Raw genomic sequence first — 18,997 nt, 5'->3', positions numbered from 1 at the left:
ATTGCTGCTCGGACGGCGTGCGTGGTCGTGGCGCACCCATGACGAACTTGTCCCATACGGCTTCCTTCCATTCCAACGAAAGGATCGCACCATCAAACCGTGGGATCAAACACCTAGTCAGACATGATAACATCATATATACGAAAACTTCGCAAATGAGAAACGGAGAGTGCTGTGGAGCATCTGGCCAGAACGTTGAAAGGTATCGCCGCTCGGGGCGACGAGGGGCTCTTCATAGGCGGCGGATGGCGAGCGACCAGGGGGCACAAGATGCTCGAGGTGGTGGCGCCGCATACCGAGCAGATACTTCTACGTTACCATGAGGCGACCATTGACGACGTCGACGCGGCGGTCGAGGCTGCACGCACCGCGTTTGACCATGGGCCTTGGCCGCGCCTCTCGCCGGCCGAACGAGGGGGCTATCTAACCGAGGTTGCGGCTCTGCTGCGCGACCGCCTGCCCGAACTCGCCGAGGCCTGGACCGGTCAGGTCGGCGCCACGATCGGCTTTACCAGCAAGGCGTCGGGACAGTGCCCCGGTCTTTTCGACTTCTACGGCGATCTCGCCGCTACGTATCCGTTCGTCGAGGAGCGCACTCGGTCGGGCGGCGGGAACGCGCGCATCGTTAAGGCACCTGTGGGCGTGGTCGCCGCGATCACGCCGTGGAACGCACCGCTGGTGTTGCTGTGCTATAAGGTCGCGGCCGGGCTCGCAGCGGGCTGCACGATCGTCGCCAAGCCTTCGCCCGAAACCCCAATCGATGCGCACATCCTCGCTGAATGCATCGCCGCCGCCGGATTGCCGCCGGGCGTGTTCAACATGCTGCCGGCGGGGCGCGACGTCGGCGATCACCTTGTCCGCCACCCTGGCATCGACAAGGTCAGCTTCACCGGGTCGACCGTCGCGGGCAAGGCCATCGCATCGGCGTGCGCCGACCGGCTGGCGCGCGTCAGCCTCGAACTCGGCGGCAAATCCGCGGCGATGATTCTTGACGACGCCGCGATCGAGGCGGTGTTGCCGAGCCTGATACCCTATTCGATGCCGATCACCGGTCAGGTCTGTTTCTCGCTCACCCGCATCCTGGTGCCTCGCGCACGCCGGGCCGCGATCGTCGAAGCGTATGTGGATGCGGTATCTCGGACCAGGCTCGGCGATCCGTTCGACACCGCGACCACGATGGGGCCGCTGACGCTGGCGCGCCAGCGCGACCGCGTCGAAGGCTATATCGCCGCCGGACGCGAGGACGGTGCCCAATGCGTGCTCGGCGGAGGGCGCCCGGCAAGCCTGAACCACGGGTTCTTCATCGAGCCGACCGTGTTCACCGGCGTCACGATGGACATGCGGATCGCGCGCGAGGAAATCTTCGGACCTGTGGTGTCGTTCATCGACTGCGAGGACGAGGCCGACATGATCGCTAAGGCTAACGCCACCGATTACGGTCTGCACGGCGCGGTCTATACGCAGGACCCCGAACGCGGTTTCGCGGTCGCGCGCCAAGTGCGCACCGGCAGCGTCACGGTTAACGGGATGATTGTCGACATCGAGATGCCGTTCGGTGGTTTCAAGCAATCCGGCATCGGCCGCGAGGGGGGCATTGAGGGGCTGGAAACCTATACCGAGACCCAAACGGTGTATTTCGCATGACGAGCGCAGCAGCATGACCGCCGCCAGCCTGACCGAGCGGCTAGGGTTCGATCCTGCCGACCTCGACGACATTCCCGGCACGACGATTTTCACGACTGCGCGGTCGCGCCAGGCCTATCACCTCCACCGCTTCTGCATGTCGCTGCTGAAGCCGGACAACCGCGCTGCCTTCAAGGCGGACGAGGGGGCATATCTTGCGCAGTTCGACATGACGCCGGCCCAACGCCAGGGCGTTAGCGACCGCGACTTCAACGCGCTCATCGCGCTCGGCGGCAACATCTACTTCCTCGTCAAAATCGCCAGCACGGACGGCTGGAGCGTGCAAAAGGCGGTAGGGACGATGACCGGAATGACCGCCGACGAATACGGCGCGATGATGGTCGCGGGCGGCAGGTCGCCCGAGGGTAATCGATCGATCCGGGGAGGACACTGACATGGCCCGTATCACCGCCGGAATCGCGACCAGCCACGTTCCCGCGATGGGCGCCGCGATGGACCTGGGCAAGACTGCCGATCCTTATTGGGCGCCGGTCTTCGCCGGTTACGACTGGAGCCGCGACTGGGTCCGGGACGCGAAGGCCGATGTCGTGATCCTGGTGTTCAACGACCACGCCACCAGCCTGATGTTGGAAGTTGTGCCGACCTTCGCGATCGGTTGCGCGGATCGATATCGCCCCGCCGACGAAGGCTGGGGTCCGCGCCCGGTGCCGGTGGTAGAGAGCCATCCCGAACTTGCCGCGCATATCGCGCAGAATTTGATCCTCGACGAATTCGACATGACCATCCTGAACGACATGGACGTCGACCACGGCATGACCGTGCCGATGTCGCTGCTGTTCGGCGATGTCGAGCAATGGCCCGCGCGCGTTATCCCCGTGCTGGTCAACGTCACGCAGTTTCCGCCGCCGAGCGGCGACCGATGCTGGCGGCTGGGCGAGGCGATCGCGCGCGCCGTCGCGAGTTTTCCTGAGGATCTGAACGTGCAGATCTGGGGCACCGGTGGGATGAGCCATCAATTGCAGGGGCCGCGCGCCGGACTGATCAACGCGCGGTTCGACCAGGCCTTCCTCGTTGATCTGGTTGCGGATCCCGATCGGCTGCGGCGGCTCGGTCATCTCGATTACCTGCGCGAGAGCGGGTCGGAGGGGATCGAGCTGATCATGTGGCTTGTGATGCGCGGCGCGCTTGGCGCTGATGTCGAGGAGCTGTACCGCTTCTACCATGTCCCCGCATCGAACACCGCGGCCGGCCATCTTGTGCTCAGGCCCGTCGGCGAGACCGCGACATGAGCCCCACCGAAACGCTGGCGATCGAATGGGCCTGCACGCGCCTGATCAACCTCTACGCTCACCTCAACGATGCGGGGCGGTGGGACGAACTGGTTGCACTGTACGCCGAGGATGGTCTGATGACGCGGCCGAGCGCGCCCGACACGCCGATCAGCGGCAAGCCTGCGCTGCTCGCGGGCTTCCTGGCGCGCCCGCCGCGCGCGAGCCGCCACGTCTGTGCCAATATCGTCGTAACAGTGGAGAGCACGACGACGGCGCAGGCCGAGAGCAACATCCTGCTATTCTCCGGTGCGATCGACGCCGATGGCGGCCTGCCTGTGCGCGACGCCGTGCCGCCACTGGTCGGGCGCTACGACGATCGCTTCGTCCTGACCGAAACCGGCTGGCGATTTGCCGAACGGCGCGGCACGCTTTGTTTCCGATAGCTGGACCGTTGCGCGCTGCGTCGCTACGCCGCTGACCATGGCAACCGATGGCACATCCGCATCCGTCAAATCGGCCATCCGGACGCTCGACATCCTCGAATTTCTGGTGGCGCAGCGTCGGCCGATGGCGGCGCGCGAGCTATCGGTGGCGCTCGCGATCCCGGTTAGTAGCCTGTCCTACCTGCTGACGACGCTCGTCGATCGCGGGTATCTGGCGCGCGATGGGCGCTGCTACGCCCCCGGCCCCGCGCTGAAGCGTTTGCAGCCCGCGACGGCGGTGGGTGAATTCCTCGACAGCGTCGGCGGCGTCGCGAAGTCGCTCCGCGATCAACTGAACGAATCCGTCGCATTCTTCGTGCGCCGCGAGTTCGAGGTCGAGGCAGTCGTTAGCGCGGTCGGCACCCAGGCGTTGCGGTACAGTTTCGACATTGGCCGGCGCGCGCCGCTGCACATTATATCAGCGGGTAAGGCGATCTTGGCGGCTCTGCCAAAGGACGAACTCGACGCCTATTTCCGCGACAGCCGGCGCGCCGCTTTCACGCCCAACACGCTGACCGACGAAAGCCCGTTGCGCGCCAATTTGAATCTGGCCCGCGCATCCGGGATCGCGCGGACGCGAGAGGAACAGACAATGGGCATCGTCGGGATCGGCCGGGCGGTCGTCGTCGGAGGCGAGCTCATGGGTGCGATCAGCGTTGCGATCCCGCTAGCGCGGTTCGACGCTGTTCTGGACCGGCGCGTGACGGAGTTGCTGATGCATGCGACCGATCAGCTAGCGTCGGAGGTTCGGACGGCGAACGGCCAGAAGCCGAACGTCCCCGAATAGAGCGCGATCATCGGGAAGGTGATCGCGAGCAGCGCCGACGCCATCCACAACTCGAGCTGATAGCCGGGCGCGCCCGACGGCAATCCGCCGAACGCGACCTGCGCGATCCAAGTGTACATCGGATAGACGATGCTCGCGATCGCGCAGGTGGCGAGCGTCAGCACCACGCCCCGCCAAGGCTGCGGTAGGGTGACGAATGGCGCGAGCTGGAAGATGTTGATGATCATCAGGATTCCAAAGACGTATGCGACGTCGATGCGCGCCAGGAACATGATACGGTCCATCCCGATTGCGACCGTCCCCACCCACCAGATCGCGCCCCCGACCGCCATACTGAACACGATTGTCACAAGCCCGAACGTCGGTTGTTTGCCAAGTGCCGGCACCCGCGCAGCGATCAGGCTGAGCGGCAGGAAGTCAAAATAGAGCAGGGTGAGCAGCACGCCGACGGTCGTCATCGTGAATGTCATAGGAATCCAAGACACGAACATGCCGCTTGGATCGAGCGCCGCGTGATAGAAAGGTGCGGCCTTCGAATCGCTGAAGTTGAACAGGGTGAAGAAAAGCAGGGCGGTTACGCCATAGCTGATCGCGAGCGTTCCCACGCCCCTGCCGACCGGGCCGAACCTCGTCAATGACATCGGCCATTCCTGAAACGCGACGATCAGGCACATCGTGATCTGCACCACATAGATCACGTAGGTGTTGGGGAACGGCGTCGGCGGCATGATCCAGCCGCCTAACAGCGCGAGTACGATACCCGAGACGATTGCCGCGAACGCCACGAACATCCCGAGATATGCCAACCCACGCCAAGGCTGCGCGAGCCGCGCGATGCGGCCCGGGTGTTCGTGTTTCCACATCACTGCGACGAGGAACTGGAGTGGCACGATGCAGCTTACGCACAGCGTGATCCACGTCCCCATCATCGCGGGGGTGAGGCTTACGACCACCGCGATTGATCCGGCGAGCGTCACGACGATTCCAATCAGCCCCAACCAGGGCTGCGCAATCCCGGCGCGCGGTGCTGCTGTGATAGCGGCGGTCGCCATCTCCTAGAACTTGAACCCGAGGCGTGCGGACCATTCGGCGGGCCGGTTGTAGGTGCCGTAGATGAGCCCGCCTGCGATCTGTGCCTGTCCGGTGGTGAGATAGCGTTCGTTCGAGATGTTGGTGCCGCCGACGGTCAGCGACCAGTGGTCGCCCGGATCGGTGTAGCCGATGCTCGCATCAAACACGTCGGTGACCGGACGGTTGAGGAGGAAGGTGCCCTCGGTATCGTTCTTGATGCCAGTGGAATGCGTCCAGCTTGCGAGCGCGACGATCTTGCCGCCATTGCCGATCACGACCTGGTAGCGTGGCCCCACGTTGATCTTCCAGCGCGGCGTCTTGGGCAGGGTCGCGCCCTTGAACACGCCCGCCTGGGTCGCATCGCCAGGTACGATCGCACCGGCCAGCACCGAGGTGTAGCGGGCGTCGAGATAGCCGATCGCGGCGTTGATCGTCAGGCCGCGCACGGGTGCTGCGACCGCCTCGATCTCGAACCCCTTGATCCGCGCGTTACCAGCGTTCTGGATGACCGGGCTTACGCCCTGTTGGAAGTTCAACTGGATGCCGTTGTACGCGGTGGTGAACGCCGCGATGTTGAGCTGCAGGTGGCGATCGAGCAATTCGGATTTCACGCCCGCTTCGTAGGTCGTCGCTTTCTCTTCGTTGAAGTCGGGTGCGAACGGCAGTGGGTTGGACAGCCGCGTTGTCCAGCCGCCGGTCTTGTACCCCTTCGACCACGAACCATAGACCATGATGTCGTCAGTCGGGTGTACCTGCACCCCCAGTTTAGGCGAGAAGTTGCTGAACGTCTTCCGATTCACGCCGGCAATGTAATAGCGTAGCGGCTGGCCGGGATTTGGGAAGCCCGCGGCGATCCGGCACGCTTCCGATATCTGCGCGATGTTGGCGCACGGCGGCACGCCGAGTACGTTCAGCACCTTGTAGGTCAGGCCGTTATTGTCGGACTGCGCACCTTCGAACGTCTTCTCCTCGTGCGTGTAACGGCCGCCGACGGTGATCCCGATCAGGTCGATCGGGCGATAGTCGATCTGCCCAAACGCGGCATAGTTCTTGGTCAACAGCGCATTGGGCCCGTCGACCTGGAGCAGGCCCTCGGCGAAGGTCACGTAGTCGTGCAGGTTGCCCGATTCCTTGAAATAGTAGCCGCCGAGCACGTAGTTCAGCTTCTTGTCGAGCGCGGTGCCAAGCAGCTGCAGCTCTTGGCTGAACTGCTTCTGGTTCATGTCGAAGCTCAGATTGTAGAAGTTGAGCGGCGATCCGTCGTCGTCGACGCCGGCCAGGAAATGCAGCTCGCGATACGCGGTGATCGACTTCAACGTCACCGTATCCGCGAGGTCGTAGGCGATCGTGGCAGCGCCGCCATAGCTTTTCAGCTTCGAGAAGTTGTTGCCGCTGGCGTAGCTTGTGTCGATGTCGTTCGTGATGAAGCGATTGTCATACGGCAGGCGGTTGTTGAATGGGTTAGCATCGGTGTTGACGCCGAAGATCGGTGCAAGATCGAGGATTGAGGTCTGCCCGCCGCGCGGCAACCCGAACACCTGGGAAGGTGGCCCGCCGCCGCAATTGGTCGTCTGCCCGGCAATCGCGCAGTTGTAGGTGCCGGCGAACACCGCAGGCGTGGTGGTGATGACCTTATTGGCGATCTGGCTCTGGTCGACGTTGGTATAGTCGCCCGCCAGCGTCACGCTCAGCGGACCGCCATTGTCCCATTTGAGCTTGCCGCGGACGCTCCAGGTGTCGTCGCCGCCCTCGGTGTCGCGCCCGCCACCATAATAGCCAGCGGCGCGGAAGTTAGTGATCGGATCCTCGGCGTAGTTGCCAGAGCCGGGAAAGGGGAGGCGCTTCAAATAGCCGTCGCGCTTCTTGAGCGAGAAGCTGATCGACGAACGCAGCGTGTCGGTGAACGGAATGTCGACCGTGCCGCGCGCTTGGAGCAGGCGGTAGCTGCCGGTGGTCAGGTCGCCAACGACACGAAACTTGTCACCGGGATCGTGCGTGACGATTGAGATCGCGCCGCCGATCGTGTTGCGCCCGAAAAGCGTACCCTGCGGACCTTTCAGGATCTCGATCCGCTCGACGTCGCCGAGATCCTGGTTCGCGCCAACCGAGCGCGCGAGATAGACACCGTCGAGATAGACGCCGACGCCGGGATCGATATTGAACGCGAAGTCGTTCGATCCGATACCGCGGGCATAGGCCGCCAGGACCGAGGACGAGCCCGAAAAGGGCGACCCGGCATCGAGCGTGACGTTGGGCGCGAGGTTCGACAGCGCAACCACGCTGCCGACCGCGCGCTCCTGCAGCGCGGTCGAGGTGAACGCGGAAATCGCGATCGGGACCGATTGGACGTTCTCCGACCGCTTTTGCGCGGTGACGACGATCTCTTGCAGGCCGCCATCGTCCTGGGGCGCTGGTGCGGTTGCAATGGTGGCTTGCGCCGGCGTCGCGGGCGCGGCTTCCTGCGCGGCGGCATGTCCCGAGATAGTCAGCGCGATAATGCTGGCAACGGCAAGCATTTCGGCCTTGCCGGTCGCGGTCCGATGGATAATGCGCATGAGAAATCTCCCCCTTTTTTTTACAATTGTGTCGGTATCGCGTCGGTCGTTGCCGATCGCCGTCAGTTCGGTTGGATCGCGAAAGCCCCGCGGAAGATGTTCGCCTCGGCACCGCCATCGACGGGATAGTTCGCGCCATTGCACCAGCGCGCGTGGTCGGAGCAGAGGAAGGCGATCATGCCGACGATCTCGTCTGGCCGGCCCGCGCGCAGGACGCGCAGATCCTCTTCGGCGCGCGCGCCCATAGTCTCAATGAAATCGCCGAGGATGGGGGTGTCGACGGGCCCCGGGCTGACCGTGTTGATGCGCAGGCCCCGTGCGGCGATCTCACCGGCGATCGCGACCGTCCAGGCGATCACAAGTTCTTTCGACAGGAAATAGGACGGCGCACCTTCGATCCCGTGGCTCGCGAGCCAGCCCGCGATCGACGCCGGATCGCGCAGCGAAAGGCCCTCGTGCACGACGTCGACATGATCGCGCCAGCCGAACCCGGCGAGCGAGGCGACCGTTACGATCGAGGCCCCTGGTGCCAGCCGGTTGAGCAGGCCCTCGGTCAGCTCGCGGGTCGCGAAGAAGTTCACGTCGAGCACCGTCGCGGCAGGCGCGGTCGGGGGGACGCCGGCGATGTTGCAAAGACCGTCATATCGCCCGTCCAGAGTGTCAATCGCAGCACGGATCGAGGCACGGTCAATGAGGTCGATCCGATGAAATTCGTCGACGGCGTCGGCGGCATCGTTTCGATCGAGCCCGATAACGGTCGCACCCGACTGTCGCAACAACGCCGCGGTCGCCCGCCCGATACCCGATGCAACGCCCGTGACAATCAGACGCTTGCCGCGCAAATTCATAGCCGATCCTCCCAGCCCCGCCTTTGCGGGGTTCTTCTGAGATTTGTGGTAGCGAGCGGGCGAGGCACGAAGAAATACCTTCGCTGACGAGCGCTATGTTTGAACCGGATACGAGGCGCCTAGGGCTAGCTTAGCACACAGCGATGGACATCGCGTGCAGGCCAGACGTACCTACTTGGTATGGCCCGATATCTGGAACAGCGACTGAAAATTCGACATCTGCGCGTGATCGATGCGATCGAGCAGCACAAGAGCGTCCTGCGCGCGTCGCAGGCGCTCATGATCAGCCAGCCGGCGCTGACCCGTACCTTGCAGGAGGTCGAGGAAATGGTGGGCGGCGAACTGTTCGAGCGCCACTCGCGCGGCATGCACGTCAATGACGTCGGCATGCTGATGACCGCCGGCGCGCGCAAATTGCTGGTCACGCTGCGTGAGATGGAGGATGATCTCGGTCAGCTCGTCGACCGACAACGCCGTGTGATCCGCGTTGGCGCGCTACCGGTGGCGGCGCATGGCTTGCTGCCCGCGGTGCTCGCCTCGGCTAGCGGATTATCAGCCCAATTGCGCATCGAACTGATCGAAGGCCGCACCGATCAGCTGCTGCCTGCGCTCGCGAAGGGTGAGATCGACGTGATCGTCGGCCGGCTCTACACGCCGGCGATCCCCGACGATTTCGTTCGGCGCGTGCTCTATCAGGAGCCGATTTCGTTGATCGCGCGGACCGATCATCCGCTGTTCGCCCTGCCCGCGCCGACGCCAGACGACGTTCGCCGCTTTCCGCTTGTCTTGCCCGCCGTGAGCACGCTCATGGAGCGTGACGTCCGCGCGCTGCTTGGAGCGATCGGGCTGATCCCGGACGATGCGATCCAGTCGAGTTCGGTCGGCTTCATGCGCGAGCTGCTGCTGAGCGGGAATTTCGTGACGGCGATGCCGCGCATTCTGGTGGCGGGCGACTTGGCGCGCGACATGCTCCGCATTGTGCCGATCGGCCTTGCTGCACACGATCGTCCAGCCGGACTAATGTACCGCGATCAACTGGGCGCAGCGGGAACCATTCTGCTCGCGGAGATCGCCCGGGAGCTTTCCCGGCTGGAAGACAGCGACATCGTGACCTTGGTAAATCCCTAGCCCGCGCGTGTGACCCAATGTCGGTCGGGCATATCGCCGACTGACATCTGCATAAGACGCGGAAGCAAAGCCCGCATATCGGTGGCAAAAATGGGGAGGCCACGACATGCGCGAAACGCTCTATCTGGTGCCGGGTCTGCTGTGCGACGCGACGATCTGGGCGCCGCAGATCGCCGCCCTCGGTTCTCAATATGACGTGCGCGTACCCGACCTTACGAGGCATTCGTCCATTACCGCCATGGCGCAAGCGGTCCTGGCGGAGTCGCCGGAACGAATTTCGGTCGCGGGCCATTCGATGGGCGCACGTGTCGCGCTCGAGATGGTGCGCCTGTCGCCGACCCGTATTCGCCGGCTGGCGTTGTTTGATACGGGCGTTCACGCCAGGGTCGAAAGCGAGTTGGAAAGCCGAAAGACTCTGCTCGATCTGAGCGCGAGCGAAGGCATGGCGGCACTGGCGGCGCGTTGGCTGCCACCGATGGTGCTCCCGGCAAATTTCGACACTCGGCCCGATCTACGCGAGGCGCTGTTTGCCATGGTCGAGCGGATGTCGCCAGAAATTCATCGGGCGCAGATCACCGCTCTGCTCGAGCGGCCCGATGCCAGTGAACTGCTTGAGACGATAACCTGTCCGGTGCTCATCGGAGTCGGTGATGGCGATGGCTGGAGTCCTCCTGAGCGTCATCGCATGATCGCCGCTGCCATCCCGCAAGCACGCTATGTCGTGTTTCCACAGAGCGGCCATATGGCGCCGCTTGAGGCGCCAGGCGCGGTGACCAGGGCAATGACCCAGTGGATGGCGGCCCCCGCGCCCTGATTCACGCGACACACACACGTCTGCGCGCGCGCCCTGTCGATGATCACGTACTGCGTGCTCATGTCAGCTTTTTTTTAAGTGCATTGAGCACGCGGTACCAGGGCAGCACCAGCTCGATCGAGCTGTAGGGCTCACCCCCTCGCGGTGATGAATCCCCGGTCCTGCAGCGCGAATCGTGTATCGGCGCCGCGGCCTTGAAGACGTCAATCTGCTCCTCCTTGCTTCGCCCCTGCCAGTCCTAATTTAAATAGTGTTCGGTTGGGAGGCGCTCACTAATACAAAAGGCGCGCAGCTGACCGCCATTTTCATACGGTTCTTTCCCTCCCGAGCGTGATGTACCTAAGACCTCGCCCGCTGCTAGGCGCTCACGTTTTGGATAGGCAGAGCCGCACGAAGCCGGACGGCGCGGGGATGATCGATCGGCAAAGAGCCTAGGGCTCTGGTGGCCAGCGATGAGCCTACGGCTTTTCGCATATCTAAGGGTGAACCACTGCGTTGCGGCCTCTCGTCGCCGTTCAGTCCGGCGTATTCAGGCAGACCTACGTCAAGCTTGGCAACTTATGCAGTGGGCGGCCCAACGGGCGCTCTGCGCTGATATTCAAGGTGGAGGAGCAATCTTGCATAGTCCCTCATCCGCCTAGATGGCGATGACGTTGCCGAAGGCATGGCGAAGATCAACGTCATGGTTGGGACGATCGGGCGGCGCGCAGTATGTGTGCGGAGGGCTAATCCGGTAGGTCACATTCCAACGGAATCGAATCGTCGATTTTGGCGGCGCACGAACGGTCCAAAACATGTCACGCTCGCCGGCGCTTGGCTCGGCACCGCGATGGTCCCGGCAAAGAGTTCGGTCAACCTTCCGCTGCGGTCCTGAGGAGCGACATGTCGCGAATGACAAGTCCACCCTGTCGCAGCGTGATCGCGCCGGTCGACTCAAGCTCCCCGAGAACCGAGTTGACCGTTTGCCTCGACATTGAGAGCATCGCGGCGAGCACTTCCTGCGAAAGGGCAAGGTTGCGGATGGGGCGACTAGCACCTTCGTAGCCGTTGGCCATCAGCAGCAGCCGGGTGGCGAGGCGCTGCTTCGCGGGCAGCAGGGCTAGAATCTGAGTAGAAACGAACGAGAGCCGCAGCTTCTGTGCTAACAGCCGTCCGATATCGCGCCAGCATCGTGGATTTTCGTCCAGGAACGAAAGCAGCCGGTCATGCGGAATTCGCAAGATCGTGGAGGGGCGGATCGCACGCGCGTCGTGCGTGCGCCGCTGACCGTCCATTACTGCGATCTCGCCGAACCAGGAGCCCGCCTCGAGCACTGTGAGCACCAGCTGGCGGCCCTTGTCGTCGGAGACGCTGATTCCGATCGCGCCTTCTGCCACGGCATACAGCCCGCAAGGCTCAGCACCCTGCGTGAAGAGCATCTCACCGCGCCGGAGGCGCGCGTGCCTTCCAACGGTCCGCAGGTGATTACGGAGCCCCGGATCGATTGTTTCGATCCAATCGCCCGTGGGCAAGTCGGGCATTGGGACTGCTGGTGGTTTCATCGCGCTTACACTGTCGCGCAGCCGACAGCTTGTCGGCGCGGAACGTGGCAGAGACGGACGGGGAGAACTATGACATGACACCGTTGGTTGAGAGTCTTGCGAAGTATGCGGCGTATCACCGTGACCGCCGTAACATACTGACGCACATGGTGGGTATACCGCTGATCGTGCTGGCCGTGGTCATCCTGCTTTCGCGTCCCGCCTTCGAGTTGTTTGGCCTTTCCCTATCCCCGGCGGCAGCGGCGGCGGGGGCGGCAGCGTTGTTCTACCTTAGACTGGACGTGAGATTCGGCGTGGTAATGGCGATATTGCTCGGCCTCTGCGTACTCCTTGGCAATTTCGTCGCCGGACATTCGACCCTGGCTTGGCTGTCGGCGAGCGTTTCGCTGTTCGTCGTCGGCTGGGCGCTCCAGTTCCTGGGGCATTTCTATGAACGGCGGAAACCGGCGTTTATCGACGATGTAATTGGTCTAATCATCGGCCCATTGTTCGTGGTCGCTGAGATTGCCTTCTCCCTTGGTTTCCGAGACGAGGTTAGGGCAGAGGTGGCACGTTCGGCGACACGTCGGAATACGCTATGACGAGCATTGCGCTAGATCGGCCGAAGGGCGTATTTCTACACGCTGTCTCTATTCGTGCCGAAGATATTGACCATATGGGTCACGTCAACAACGCCGTATACCTGCGCTGGGTGCAGGATGCGGTCGTCGACTACTGGACTAGCGTTGCGCCGGAAGGCGCGGTCGCTGCCCATCTTTGGGTCGCCACGAGGCATGAGATCTCATATCTCCGCCCTGCTCTGCTCGGTGATACTGTGGTCGCTCGGGTCGTCACGCGGAGCATACGTGGCGCACGCGTGTTCTTCGACACGGTGTTCGAGCGAGGTGTGGACGTCGTAGCGAGCGTCACCAGTACTTGGTGCTGTCTCGATTCTTCCACTCTGCGTCCATCACGGCTTGCGATCGACGTAGCTGACAGGTTCCTACCCGTGCGGGTCTCGGATGGCTTCAGCCGCGAGATTGATCGGCGCCGTGCGATTGGCGCCTGAAGGACAAAAGCGAAGAGGCCAAAGGTACGCCTGCCGTATGCAACGACGCGCGATGTGAATAAAGAGGGTTTGCCCGCCGGGCCTGCGGATCTTCTGCCTATCAAATTCAGTATCATGGATGGGCGAGGTTATCATCTTTCCACGGCGCATGTCGCACGGGCGAACGCCGCGCTGGACTATCGATTTGCGGCCGGGCTCATAGCTTCAAGCTGTTGAGGTTTTGCACGTCAGGTTAAGCGCTTTCAACGCGATACTGGGGATGCCAACCCCCGCGAAAACTGCAACTGCCATGTCTGTGCCGCTGCTTGGTGGACGGGTGCCTTTGGGGACGCCGATTGACATGTCCATGCAACTAGGAACGATCAGACGCTACGAGCGATAGTGGTCAGGCAAAGCCGACAGCCATCCTGCGCTGACAGGCGGCGAAGCGCTGTCGATTTTCTTTCTTGCTGCTTCGATTGCGGATTTCGAGCATGATTGACTGGATGTCGAGATGATCGTTTTGGAGCGAGCCCGGGCAGGGTCGATCGATTCAGCGAATTTTAGACCTGCCAATTCCTCGTCAACCCAGATTACGGTTGCGCCGATGGCCTCCAGAGTTCCGACCGTCACCAGCACCGTGGACCCCGGCCGTAACGCTCCGGCGTGGTCGATTTGGGCGCCGGAGACCGACAGATTTTTGATTCGGTGCTTGGAGGGAGCGGTACTTCCAAAACCCGAAATTTCAGCGGCGAGCAGCACCTGATGACGCGGCATGCGGGTGAACGGCGGCGCGCTGCACTCGGTGGGCATTAGGGCGGCCTCGTCGTTGCGCTGTTACGAGCTATCCTGCACAAGCACGCGTGAATGCGTGATATCCGAGACTGCCTAAGAAGCCCTTAGCGGTCCGCCAAAGGCATAGTCGTCCCGCCGAAATTTGAGAGAGTTCTGCCGCTGATGGTTTGCACGGAGCCCTGTTGAAGTGAGGCGAATTCAAGAAGGAGTTAGATTCTTTGGGCATGATCTTGGTCCCACTGCCTGCTCGGGATTTTGATCCCATCGAGGTCGCGGTGCCTTGGAAAATACTGACGGAAATGGGTCATAGCATTGTCTTCGCCACGCCGGACGGGCGGCCCGGTGCAGCTGATGCACTTATGCTGGATGGTCGCGGCCTGGATCCGTGGGGCCGGATCCCTGGATTGCGAAACGTGCGATTCCTTGGGTTTATCCTACGGGGCAACGCTGATGCGCGTGGGGCCTATGCCGAGATGACGTCGGGTGACGCCTTTCAGCGCACGCGGCGTTGGCAGGATCTTGATGGCAACAGCTTTGACGCGCTCGTTCTTCCGGGCGGTCACCGCGCGCGCGGAATGCGCGAGTATCTAAAGAGCCAGGCGCTCAAACAGCTGACTGCGGCATTCGTCGTCGCGGACAAGCCGGTCGGGGCGATTTGCCATGGTGTCCTCCTAGCTGCGCGCAGTCGTACCTCTTCGGGACGCTCGGTGCTGTTCGGACGCAAGACGACCTCATTGACCTGGCGGCAGGAACGCACTGCGGAGCGTCTGGCTTGTGTCGGCCGGTGGTGCGACCCGAGTTATTATCGTACCTACCAGGAGGCGCTGTCGCAGCTCGACGGTTTCATGTCGGTCGGACAGAAAGTGACGCGCGCGCTTGCCGACCCGCGGGAATTCATCGACGTACCGGAGGGCGTCGTCGATCACAAGCGCAAGACGCTTGGTCTGTGCCGCGACAGCGCGACCGATACGCGCGCCAGCTGGGTGGTGACCGATGGCCGCTACGTCTCCGCACGCTGGCCTGGCGACGCGCATGCCTTCGCCCGCACGCTCGGTGCGCTCGTTACGGCGTCGGAGGCCTAAACTCATGCGACCCGTTGAACTCGCATTCAAGGTCATCGAAAAGCTCAGCACGCATCAGCCGGTCGGTGTCAGCGAGCTCGCACGGTTGATGGAGATTCCGAAATCGACGGTGCAGCGCGTCCTTGTATCGTTGCAGCAGACCGGCTGGATCGAACCATCCGCGGGCGATCGTCCGGTTTGGCGCCTGACGATCCGCGCGCTGGTCGCCAGCGGCCAGACGAGCGTCCATCATGGGCCGCTGCGCGCGATTGCCTTGGGCGTGATGGAGGATCTAAGACGGCATTCGGAAGAGACGGTGCTGCTCACGCGGCGGTTTCAGGACATGCTGGTGCTGGTGGAGCGACTCGATGGTATCCGTCCGGTCCGCTACTTCTTTCCCTATGGGGCGGTGTCGCCGCTGCATTCGACCGCCACGGGTCAGGCGATGCTGGCGGCGCTGCCCGCCGGCGATCTCGACGCCTATCTGGATCACGCGATGATGGCAGTGACGGGACGCACCGTCACCGACCCGGCAATGTTGCGGGAAGTACTCGAAAAGGTGCGAACGCGTGGCTTCGCGGTGAACTTGGGTGGCAACACCGCCGACGTGCATGCGGTCGGCGCGGCGATCATCGCCCGGGACGGAATGCCGATCGCGGGTGTCAGCGTGTCCGCGCCCGCCGAGCGACTCCATAAGGCCACGGCGTCGCTGCTGGGGCCCGTCGTCGCCGATGCGGCCCGGCGCATCTCGTTGGGATTGGCGGCGGAATCGACGAGTCCACTTGACGATTAATAGCTGGTCTTGCCTCAGCGCTCGTGCTGCCATATAGCACGTCGTGCCGTTTAGCGGCACAATATACGTGGTTGGGATCGAGGGACCGATGAGCACGATCTGCGTCATTCCTGGTGAGGACGCCGCGGCTGAAGCGGTTTGGGCTTCGGTCGATCTTCTCAAACGGGCCAAGGTCGATGTCACATGGCGCTGGTGCGAAACGGTGGCGGGGGTCGATGGCGCGCTGTCCGCTGATGCTAAAGCGCTGATCGACACGTCGGATGCGACGCTGTTCGGCGCTACCGCCGGCCCCGCCGCGGCGGCGCTCTTCTATCTCCGCTGGGGTAAGCAGACCTTCGCCAACGTCCGACCGACGCGGTGGAGCGCGGGGCAGGCCAGTCCGCTGCGTGCGCCGGAAGGCATCGATTTCGTGATCGTCCGGGAGAATCTCGAGGACGCCTATGTCGTGCTGGAGGGCGATCTCGCCGATCTGGCGCCGCTCGGGCTCGTCAGCCGGACCGCTCGGTGCGCGCCCGAGGCGATGGGGCCGGGGAATTATGCGATCAAGGCGATCACGCGCGCGGGGTCCGAACGGGTCCTGCGCTTCGGATTCGAACTCGCCCGCAAGCGTTGCGCGCAGGGATATCCGGGCAAGCTGACCGCCAGCGCTAAATGGAACATGCAGCCGGCCACTGACGGTCTGTTCATCGCGACCGCCAAGGCGCTCGCGGCGGAGTATCCCGACGTCGCGTTCGAGACGCTGATCGTCGACGATTGCGCGCACCGTCTGGTTCGCGAGCCGCACCGGTTCGACGTGCTCGTCCTGCCAAATCTCTACGGCGATATCCTATCGGACGCGGCGGCGGGGTTGGTCGGTGGGCTCGGGGTCGCGGCTAGCGGCTGTTACGGGGACGACTATGCGTATTTCGAATCCGCGCACGGCACCGCTCCGGATATCGCAGGCCAAGGCGTGGTCAATCCGACGGCGACCTTGCTCTCGGCGGCGCTGATGCTCGACTATGTCGAGCAGGAGACGGTGGCGACGCGCCTGCGCAACGCGATCGATGCGGTCTACGCCGCCGGGCAGGTTTTGACCCGGGACATGGGTGGCGACGCCGGAACGTCCGCGTTCTGCGACGCGGTGCTCGCGGCGATGGAGACGAGGTCGTGACGCAGAGCCTATTCGACAAACTCTGGGCGCAGCATGTCGTCGAGGATCTCGGCGATATGAACATGATCGCGATCGATCTGCATCTGCTCCACGATCTTAGCGGCCCCAGCGCGCTAAAAGCGTTGGCCGATCGCGGGCTCGCGGTCGATGCGCCGGGCCAGACCTTCGCGATCCCCGATCACGGCGTTGCGACGATCCCCGGCCGAACCGACCAAAGCAGCGAAGCCAGTCGCAAGACGCTGCCGCCGTTCCGGCGTTTCTGCGCGGCGGCGGGCATTCGGCTGTTTGATCTCGATTCGCCCGATCAGGGCATCGTCCATGTCGTCGCGCCCGAACTCGGGCTGACGCTGCCGGGCCTGACCATCGTCTGCGGGGACAGCCACACCTGTACGCAGGGCGCGTTTGGTGCGCTCGCGTGGGGGATTGGGTCGACCGAAATCATGCAGGTGCTCGCGACGCAGATGCTGATCCTGGAGAAGCCCCGGTCGATGCGGGTTTGGATCGATGGAGCGCTGCGACCCGATGCCGATGCGAAGGATCTGATACTCCACATCATCGGTCGCTGGGGCGCGGCTGGAGCGGTCGGCCATGCGCTGGAATTTGCCGGCCCTGCGGTGGATGCGATGTCGATGGAGCAGCGCATGTCGCTGTGTAACCTGGCGGTCGAGTTCGGCGCGCGCTTCGGCCTGATCGCACCTGATGCGACGACGATCGACTACCTTAAAGGTCGCCCCTATGCGCCGGCCGGCTCGATGTGGGACGATGCAGTGTCACATTGGATCATGTTGGGATCGGACGAGGGTGCCGTGTTCGACAGCGAGGTGACGCTAGATGCAAGCATCGTCGGGCCGCAGATCACCTGGGGTGTGACGCTCGACCATGTCATCGGCCTCGCCGAAACCGTGCCGGGTTTACCCGACGATCCCGCCGCGGCGGCGGATATCCGCCACGCGCTCGACTATATGGGGATCGAGGCCGCGCACGCTTTGACTGGAACGCGCGTGGATCAGGTCTTTATCGGATCGTGCGCCAACGGGCGCCTTTCCGATCTGGAAGCGGCGGCCGCAGTTGTGCGCGGACGTAGCGTCGCGCCCGGCGTCGTCGCTTGGATCGTACCTGGATCTCAGGGCGTGCGTCGTGCCGCCGAGGCGCGCGGGCTCGATCGTGATTTCCGCGCTGCCGGCTTCGAGTGGCGCGAACCCGGATGCTCGATGTGTCTGGCGATGAACGGCGACATGGTGCCGAGCGGAGCGCGTTGCGTCTCGACCTCCAACCGCAACTTCGTCGGGCGACAAGGGCCGGGTGCGCGGACGCATCTGGCTAGTCCCGCGACCGCCGCTGCCTGTGCAATCGCGGGCAGGATCGCCGCGCCCGGCGATCTGGCGGAGGTTGGCGCATGAGCGACGCCTTTCCCCCATCGGTCGTATCGCGTGGGACGGTCCTGCGCGTCGATAATGTCGATACCGACGTGATCACGCCGATCGCACGCGTTCTTGAAGGGCGCGAGGCGGTCGTCCGGTTCGCGTTCGAGCCGTTGCGCTTCGACGAGGACGGCAACCCAAGAGCAGACGATCCGTTCGCCCATTCGGCGCGCGAAAGTGCCGAAATCCTGATCGCAGGCCGCAATTTCGGGTGCGGCAGTTCGCGCGAGACTGCGGCCGTCGCGGTGCGGGGGATGGGATTTCGCGTTGTCATCGCGGCCAGCTATGGCGACATTTTCTATTCCAATTGCCTCAAGAACGGGGTGCTAGCCGTGCGGTTGCCGCCGAACGTCGTCGACCGGCTGATGGCGGCCGCAACCGCCGCTGCGACGATCGCGGTCGATCTGCCGGCGCAGACGGTGCGGTGCGACGACATCGACGCCGGGTTCGAGATCGGGGCGCTGCAGAAGGAAATGCTGCTGTCCGGCCTCGACGAGATCGGGATGATGCTGTCACGCAGCGCCGCCCGTTCCGCCTTCGTCGCAGGCGATCGGCTGGCGCGCGCCTGGGTGCGGGACCGCGTCCGCGTCGGTTGAGATATTTGGCTTA

General features: G+C 63.5%; 19 protein-coding genes. 14 read left to right on the top strand and 5 right to left on the bottom strand.

From position 1 onward, the window contains the following. The first annotated feature begins 174 nt into the window (after window positions 1-174). The 5 genes from U1738_RS19900 to U1738_RS19880 are packed head-to-tail and all read left to right on the top strand — an operon-like array spanning window position 175 to window position 4,184. A complete protein-coding gene (locus tag U1738_RS19900; protein ID WP_332790774.1) occupies window positions 175-1,644 on the top strand; it encodes an aldehyde dehydrogenase in 1,470 nt (489 codons plus the stop codon). Window positions 1,645-1,657: 13 nt separating this feature from the next. Then, a complete protein-coding gene (gene ligA / locus U1738_RS19895; RefSeq protein WP_332790773.1) occupies window positions 1,658-2,077 on the top strand; it encodes a protocatechuate 4,5-dioxygenase subunit alpha in 420 nt (139 codons plus the stop codon). 1 nt (window position 2,078) lies between these two features. Continuing rightward, on the top strand, window positions 2,079-2,933 hold the full coding sequence (locus U1738_RS19890; RefSeq protein WP_332790772.1) for a class III extradiol dioxygenase subunit beta: 855 nt from the start codon (window positions 2,079-2,081) through the stop codon (window positions 2,931-2,933). Beyond that, window positions 2,930-3,358, top strand: a complete 429-nt coding sequence (locus U1738_RS19885) for a nuclear transport factor 2 family protein (RefSeq protein ID WP_332790771.1) — start codon at window positions 2,930-2,932, stop codon at window positions 3,356-3,358. The genes U1738_RS19890 and U1738_RS19885 overlap by 4 nt, the downstream gene beginning before the upstream one ends. Window positions 3,359-3,395: 37 nt before the next feature. Further along, window positions 3,396-4,184 (top strand): IclR family transcriptional regulator, encoded by a 789-nt coding sequence (locus U1738_RS19880; RefSeq protein WP_332790770.1) that lies wholly within the window; start codon window positions 3,396-3,398, stop codon window positions 4,182-4,184. Here U1738_RS19880 and U1738_RS19875 read toward each other — a convergent pair. From U1738_RS19875 to U1738_RS19865, 3 genes are all read right to left on the bottom strand, one after another. Further along, window positions 4,127-5,236 (bottom strand): hypothetical protein, encoded by a 1,110-nt coding sequence (locus tag U1738_RS19875; RefSeq protein ID WP_332790769.1) that lies wholly within the window; start codon window positions 5,234-5,236, stop codon window positions 4,127-4,129. The two genes, U1738_RS19880 and U1738_RS19875, sit on opposite strands and share 58 nt — an antisense overlap. A gap of 3 nt (window positions 5,237-5,239) precedes the next feature. Next, window positions 5,240-7,810, bottom strand: coding sequence for a TonB-dependent receptor (locus U1738_RS19870; protein WP_332790768.1), 2,571 nt, complete (start codon window positions 7,808-7,810; stop codon window positions 5,240-5,242). A 62-nt stretch (window positions 7,811-7,872) separates the two neighbouring features. Beyond that, the gene (locus U1738_RS19865) at window positions 7,873-8,658 is read right to left on the bottom strand and encodes a coniferyl-alcohol dehydrogenase (protein ID WP_332790767.1); all 786 of its coding nucleotides are present in this window, start codon (window positions 8,656-8,658) and stop codon (window positions 7,873-7,875) included. 180 nt (window positions 8,659-8,838) lie between these two features. Between U1738_RS19865 and U1738_RS19860 the strand changes: the two genes are divergently transcribed. Both U1738_RS19860 and U1738_RS19855 read left to right on the top strand, forming a co-directional pair. Next, window positions 8,839-9,786, top strand: a complete 948-nt coding sequence (locus U1738_RS19860; protein ID WP_332790766.1) for a LysR substrate-binding domain-containing protein — start codon at window positions 8,839-8,841, stop codon at window positions 9,784-9,786. 106 nt (window positions 9,787-9,892) lie between these two features. Then, on the top strand, window positions 9,893-10,600 hold the full coding sequence (locus tag U1738_RS19855) for an alpha/beta fold hydrolase (protein ID WP_332790765.1): 708 nt from the start codon (window positions 9,893-9,895) through the stop codon (window positions 10,598-10,600). Between the two features lie 851 nt (window positions 10,601-11,451). On the opposite strand, the gene U1738_RS19850 is transcribed toward U1738_RS19855, so the two are convergent. Beyond that, window positions 11,452-12,120: a Crp/Fnr family transcriptional regulator gene (locus tag U1738_RS19850; protein WP_332790764.1), complete on the bottom strand. Its 669-nt coding sequence runs from the start codon at window positions 12,118-12,120 to the stop codon at window positions 11,452-11,454. A gap of 95 nt (window positions 12,121-12,215) precedes the next feature. On the opposite strand from U1738_RS19850, the gene U1738_RS19845 reads away from it, so the two are divergent. Beyond that, window positions 12,216-12,722 (top strand): Mpo1 family 2-hydroxy fatty acid dioxygenase, encoded by a 507-nt coding sequence (locus U1738_RS19845; RefSeq protein ID WP_332790763.1) that lies wholly within the window; start codon window positions 12,216-12,218, stop codon window positions 12,720-12,722. Beyond that, window positions 12,719-13,189, top strand: a complete 471-nt coding sequence (locus tag U1738_RS19840; RefSeq protein ID WP_332790762.1) for an acyl-CoA thioesterase — start codon at window positions 12,719-12,721, stop codon at window positions 13,187-13,189. The genes U1738_RS19845 and U1738_RS19840 overlap by 4 nt, the downstream gene beginning before the upstream one ends. 369 nt (window positions 13,190-13,558) lie before the next feature. Here the strand turns inward: U1738_RS19840 and U1738_RS19835 are convergent, their stop codons facing one another. After that, a complete protein-coding gene (locus U1738_RS19835; RefSeq protein ID WP_332790761.1) occupies window positions 13,559-13,945 on the bottom strand; it encodes a PilZ domain-containing protein in 387 nt (128 codons plus the stop codon). Window positions 13,946-14,187: 242 nt separating this feature from the next. Here U1738_RS19835 and U1738_RS19830 point away from each other — a divergent pair, with 242 nt between their 5' ends. The 5 genes from U1738_RS19830 (at window position 14,188) to leuD (ending at window position 18,984) form a co-directional block, all read left to right on the top strand. Next, window positions 14,188-15,045 carry a type 1 glutamine amidotransferase domain-containing protein gene (locus U1738_RS19830; protein ID WP_332790775.1) on the top strand — a complete coding sequence of 286 codons (858 nt, stop codon included), beginning with the start codon at window positions 14,188-14,190 and terminating at the stop codon, window positions 15,043-15,045. Between the two features lie 4 nt (window positions 15,046-15,049). After that, entirely contained in the window at window positions 15,050-15,817 is a 768-nt protein-coding gene (locus U1738_RS19825; RefSeq protein WP_332790760.1) for an IclR family transcriptional regulator, read from the top strand. Between the two features lie 88 nt (window positions 15,818-15,905). Beyond that, entirely contained in the window at window positions 15,906-16,967 is a 1,062-nt protein-coding gene (locus U1738_RS19820; RefSeq protein WP_332790759.1) for an isocitrate/isopropylmalate family dehydrogenase, read from the top strand. Beyond that, window positions 16,964-18,367, top strand: a complete 1,404-nt coding sequence (leuC, locus tag U1738_RS19815) for a 3-isopropylmalate dehydratase large subunit (protein ID WP_332790758.1) — start codon at window positions 16,964-16,966, stop codon at window positions 18,365-18,367. Before U1738_RS19820 ends, leuC begins: the two co-directional genes overlap by 4 nt. Beyond that, complete coding sequence (gene leuD, locus U1738_RS19810) at window positions 18,364-18,984, top strand: 3-isopropylmalate dehydratase small subunit (protein WP_332790757.1); 621 nt, start codon at window positions 18,364-18,366, stop codon at window positions 18,982-18,984. The genes leuC and leuD overlap by 4 nt, the downstream gene beginning before the upstream one ends. Window positions 18,985-18,997 lie beyond the last annotated feature (13 nt).

This window comes from Parasphingomonas caseinilytica, assembly GCF_036663755.1.
Classification (GTDB): Bacteria; Pseudomonadota; Alphaproteobacteria; order Sphingomonadales; family Sphingomonadaceae; genus Sphingomonas.
This window is presented reverse-complemented; position numbering and strand designations above follow the sequence as displayed.

Excerpts from the sequence above, each read along its gene's own strand:
- ligA (WP_332790773.1), top strand. The coding sequence starts at position 1,658 with ATGACCGCCGCCAGCCTGACCGAGCGGCTAGGGTTCGATCCTGCCGAC.
- U1738_RS19890 (WP_332790772.1), top strand. The coding sequence starts at position 2,079 with ATGGCCCGTATCACCGCCGGAATCGCGACCAGCCACGTTCCCGCGATG.
- U1738_RS19885 (WP_332790771.1), top strand. The coding sequence starts at position 2,930 with ATGAGCCCCACCGAAACGCTGGCGATCGAATGGGCCTGCACGCGCCTG.
- U1738_RS19880 (WP_332790770.1), top strand. The coding sequence starts at position 3,396 with ATGGCAACCGATGGCACATCCGCATCCGTCAAATCGGCCATCCGGACG.
- U1738_RS19875 (WP_332790769.1), bottom strand. The coding sequence starts at position 5,236 with ATGGCGACCGCCGCTATCACAGCAGCACCGCGCGCCGGGATTGCGCAG.
- U1738_RS19870 (WP_332790768.1), bottom strand. The coding sequence starts at position 7,810 with ATGCGCATTATCCATCGGACCGCGACCGGCAAGGCCGAAATGCTTGCC.
- U1738_RS19865 (WP_332790767.1), bottom strand. The coding sequence starts at position 8,658 with ATGAATTTGCGCGGCAAGCGTCTGATTGTCACGGGCGTTGCATCGGGT.
- U1738_RS19860 (WP_332790766.1), top strand. The coding sequence starts at position 8,839 with ATGGCCCGATATCTGGAACAGCGACTGAAAATTCGACATCTGCGCGTG.
- U1738_RS19855 (WP_332790765.1), top strand. The coding sequence starts at position 9,893 with ATGCGCGAAACGCTCTATCTGGTGCCGGGTCTGCTGTGCGACGCGACG.
- U1738_RS19850 (WP_332790764.1), bottom strand. The coding sequence starts at position 12,120 with ATGCCCGACTTGCCCACGGGCGATTGGATCGAAACAATCGATCCGGGG.
- U1738_RS19845 (WP_332790763.1), top strand. The coding sequence starts at position 12,216 with ATGACACCGTTGGTTGAGAGTCTTGCGAAGTATGCGGCGTATCACCGT.
- U1738_RS19840 (WP_332790762.1), top strand. The coding sequence starts at position 12,719 with ATGACGAGCATTGCGCTAGATCGGCCGAAGGGCGTATTTCTACACGCT.
- U1738_RS19835 (WP_332790761.1), bottom strand. The coding sequence starts at position 13,945 with ATGCCGCGTCATCAGGTGCTGCTCGCCGCTGAAATTTCGGGTTTTGGA.
- U1738_RS19830 (WP_332790775.1), top strand. The coding sequence starts at position 14,188 with ATGATCTTGGTCCCACTGCCTGCTCGGGATTTTGATCCCATCGAGGTC.
- U1738_RS19825 (WP_332790760.1), top strand. The coding sequence starts at position 15,050 with ATGCGACCCGTTGAACTCGCATTCAAGGTCATCGAAAAGCTCAGCACG.
- U1738_RS19820 (WP_332790759.1), top strand. The coding sequence starts at position 15,906 with ATGAGCACGATCTGCGTCATTCCTGGTGAGGACGCCGCGGCTGAAGCG.
- leuD (WP_332790757.1), top strand. The coding sequence starts at position 18,364 with ATGAGCGACGCCTTTCCCCCATCGGTCGTATCGCGTGGGACGGTCCTG.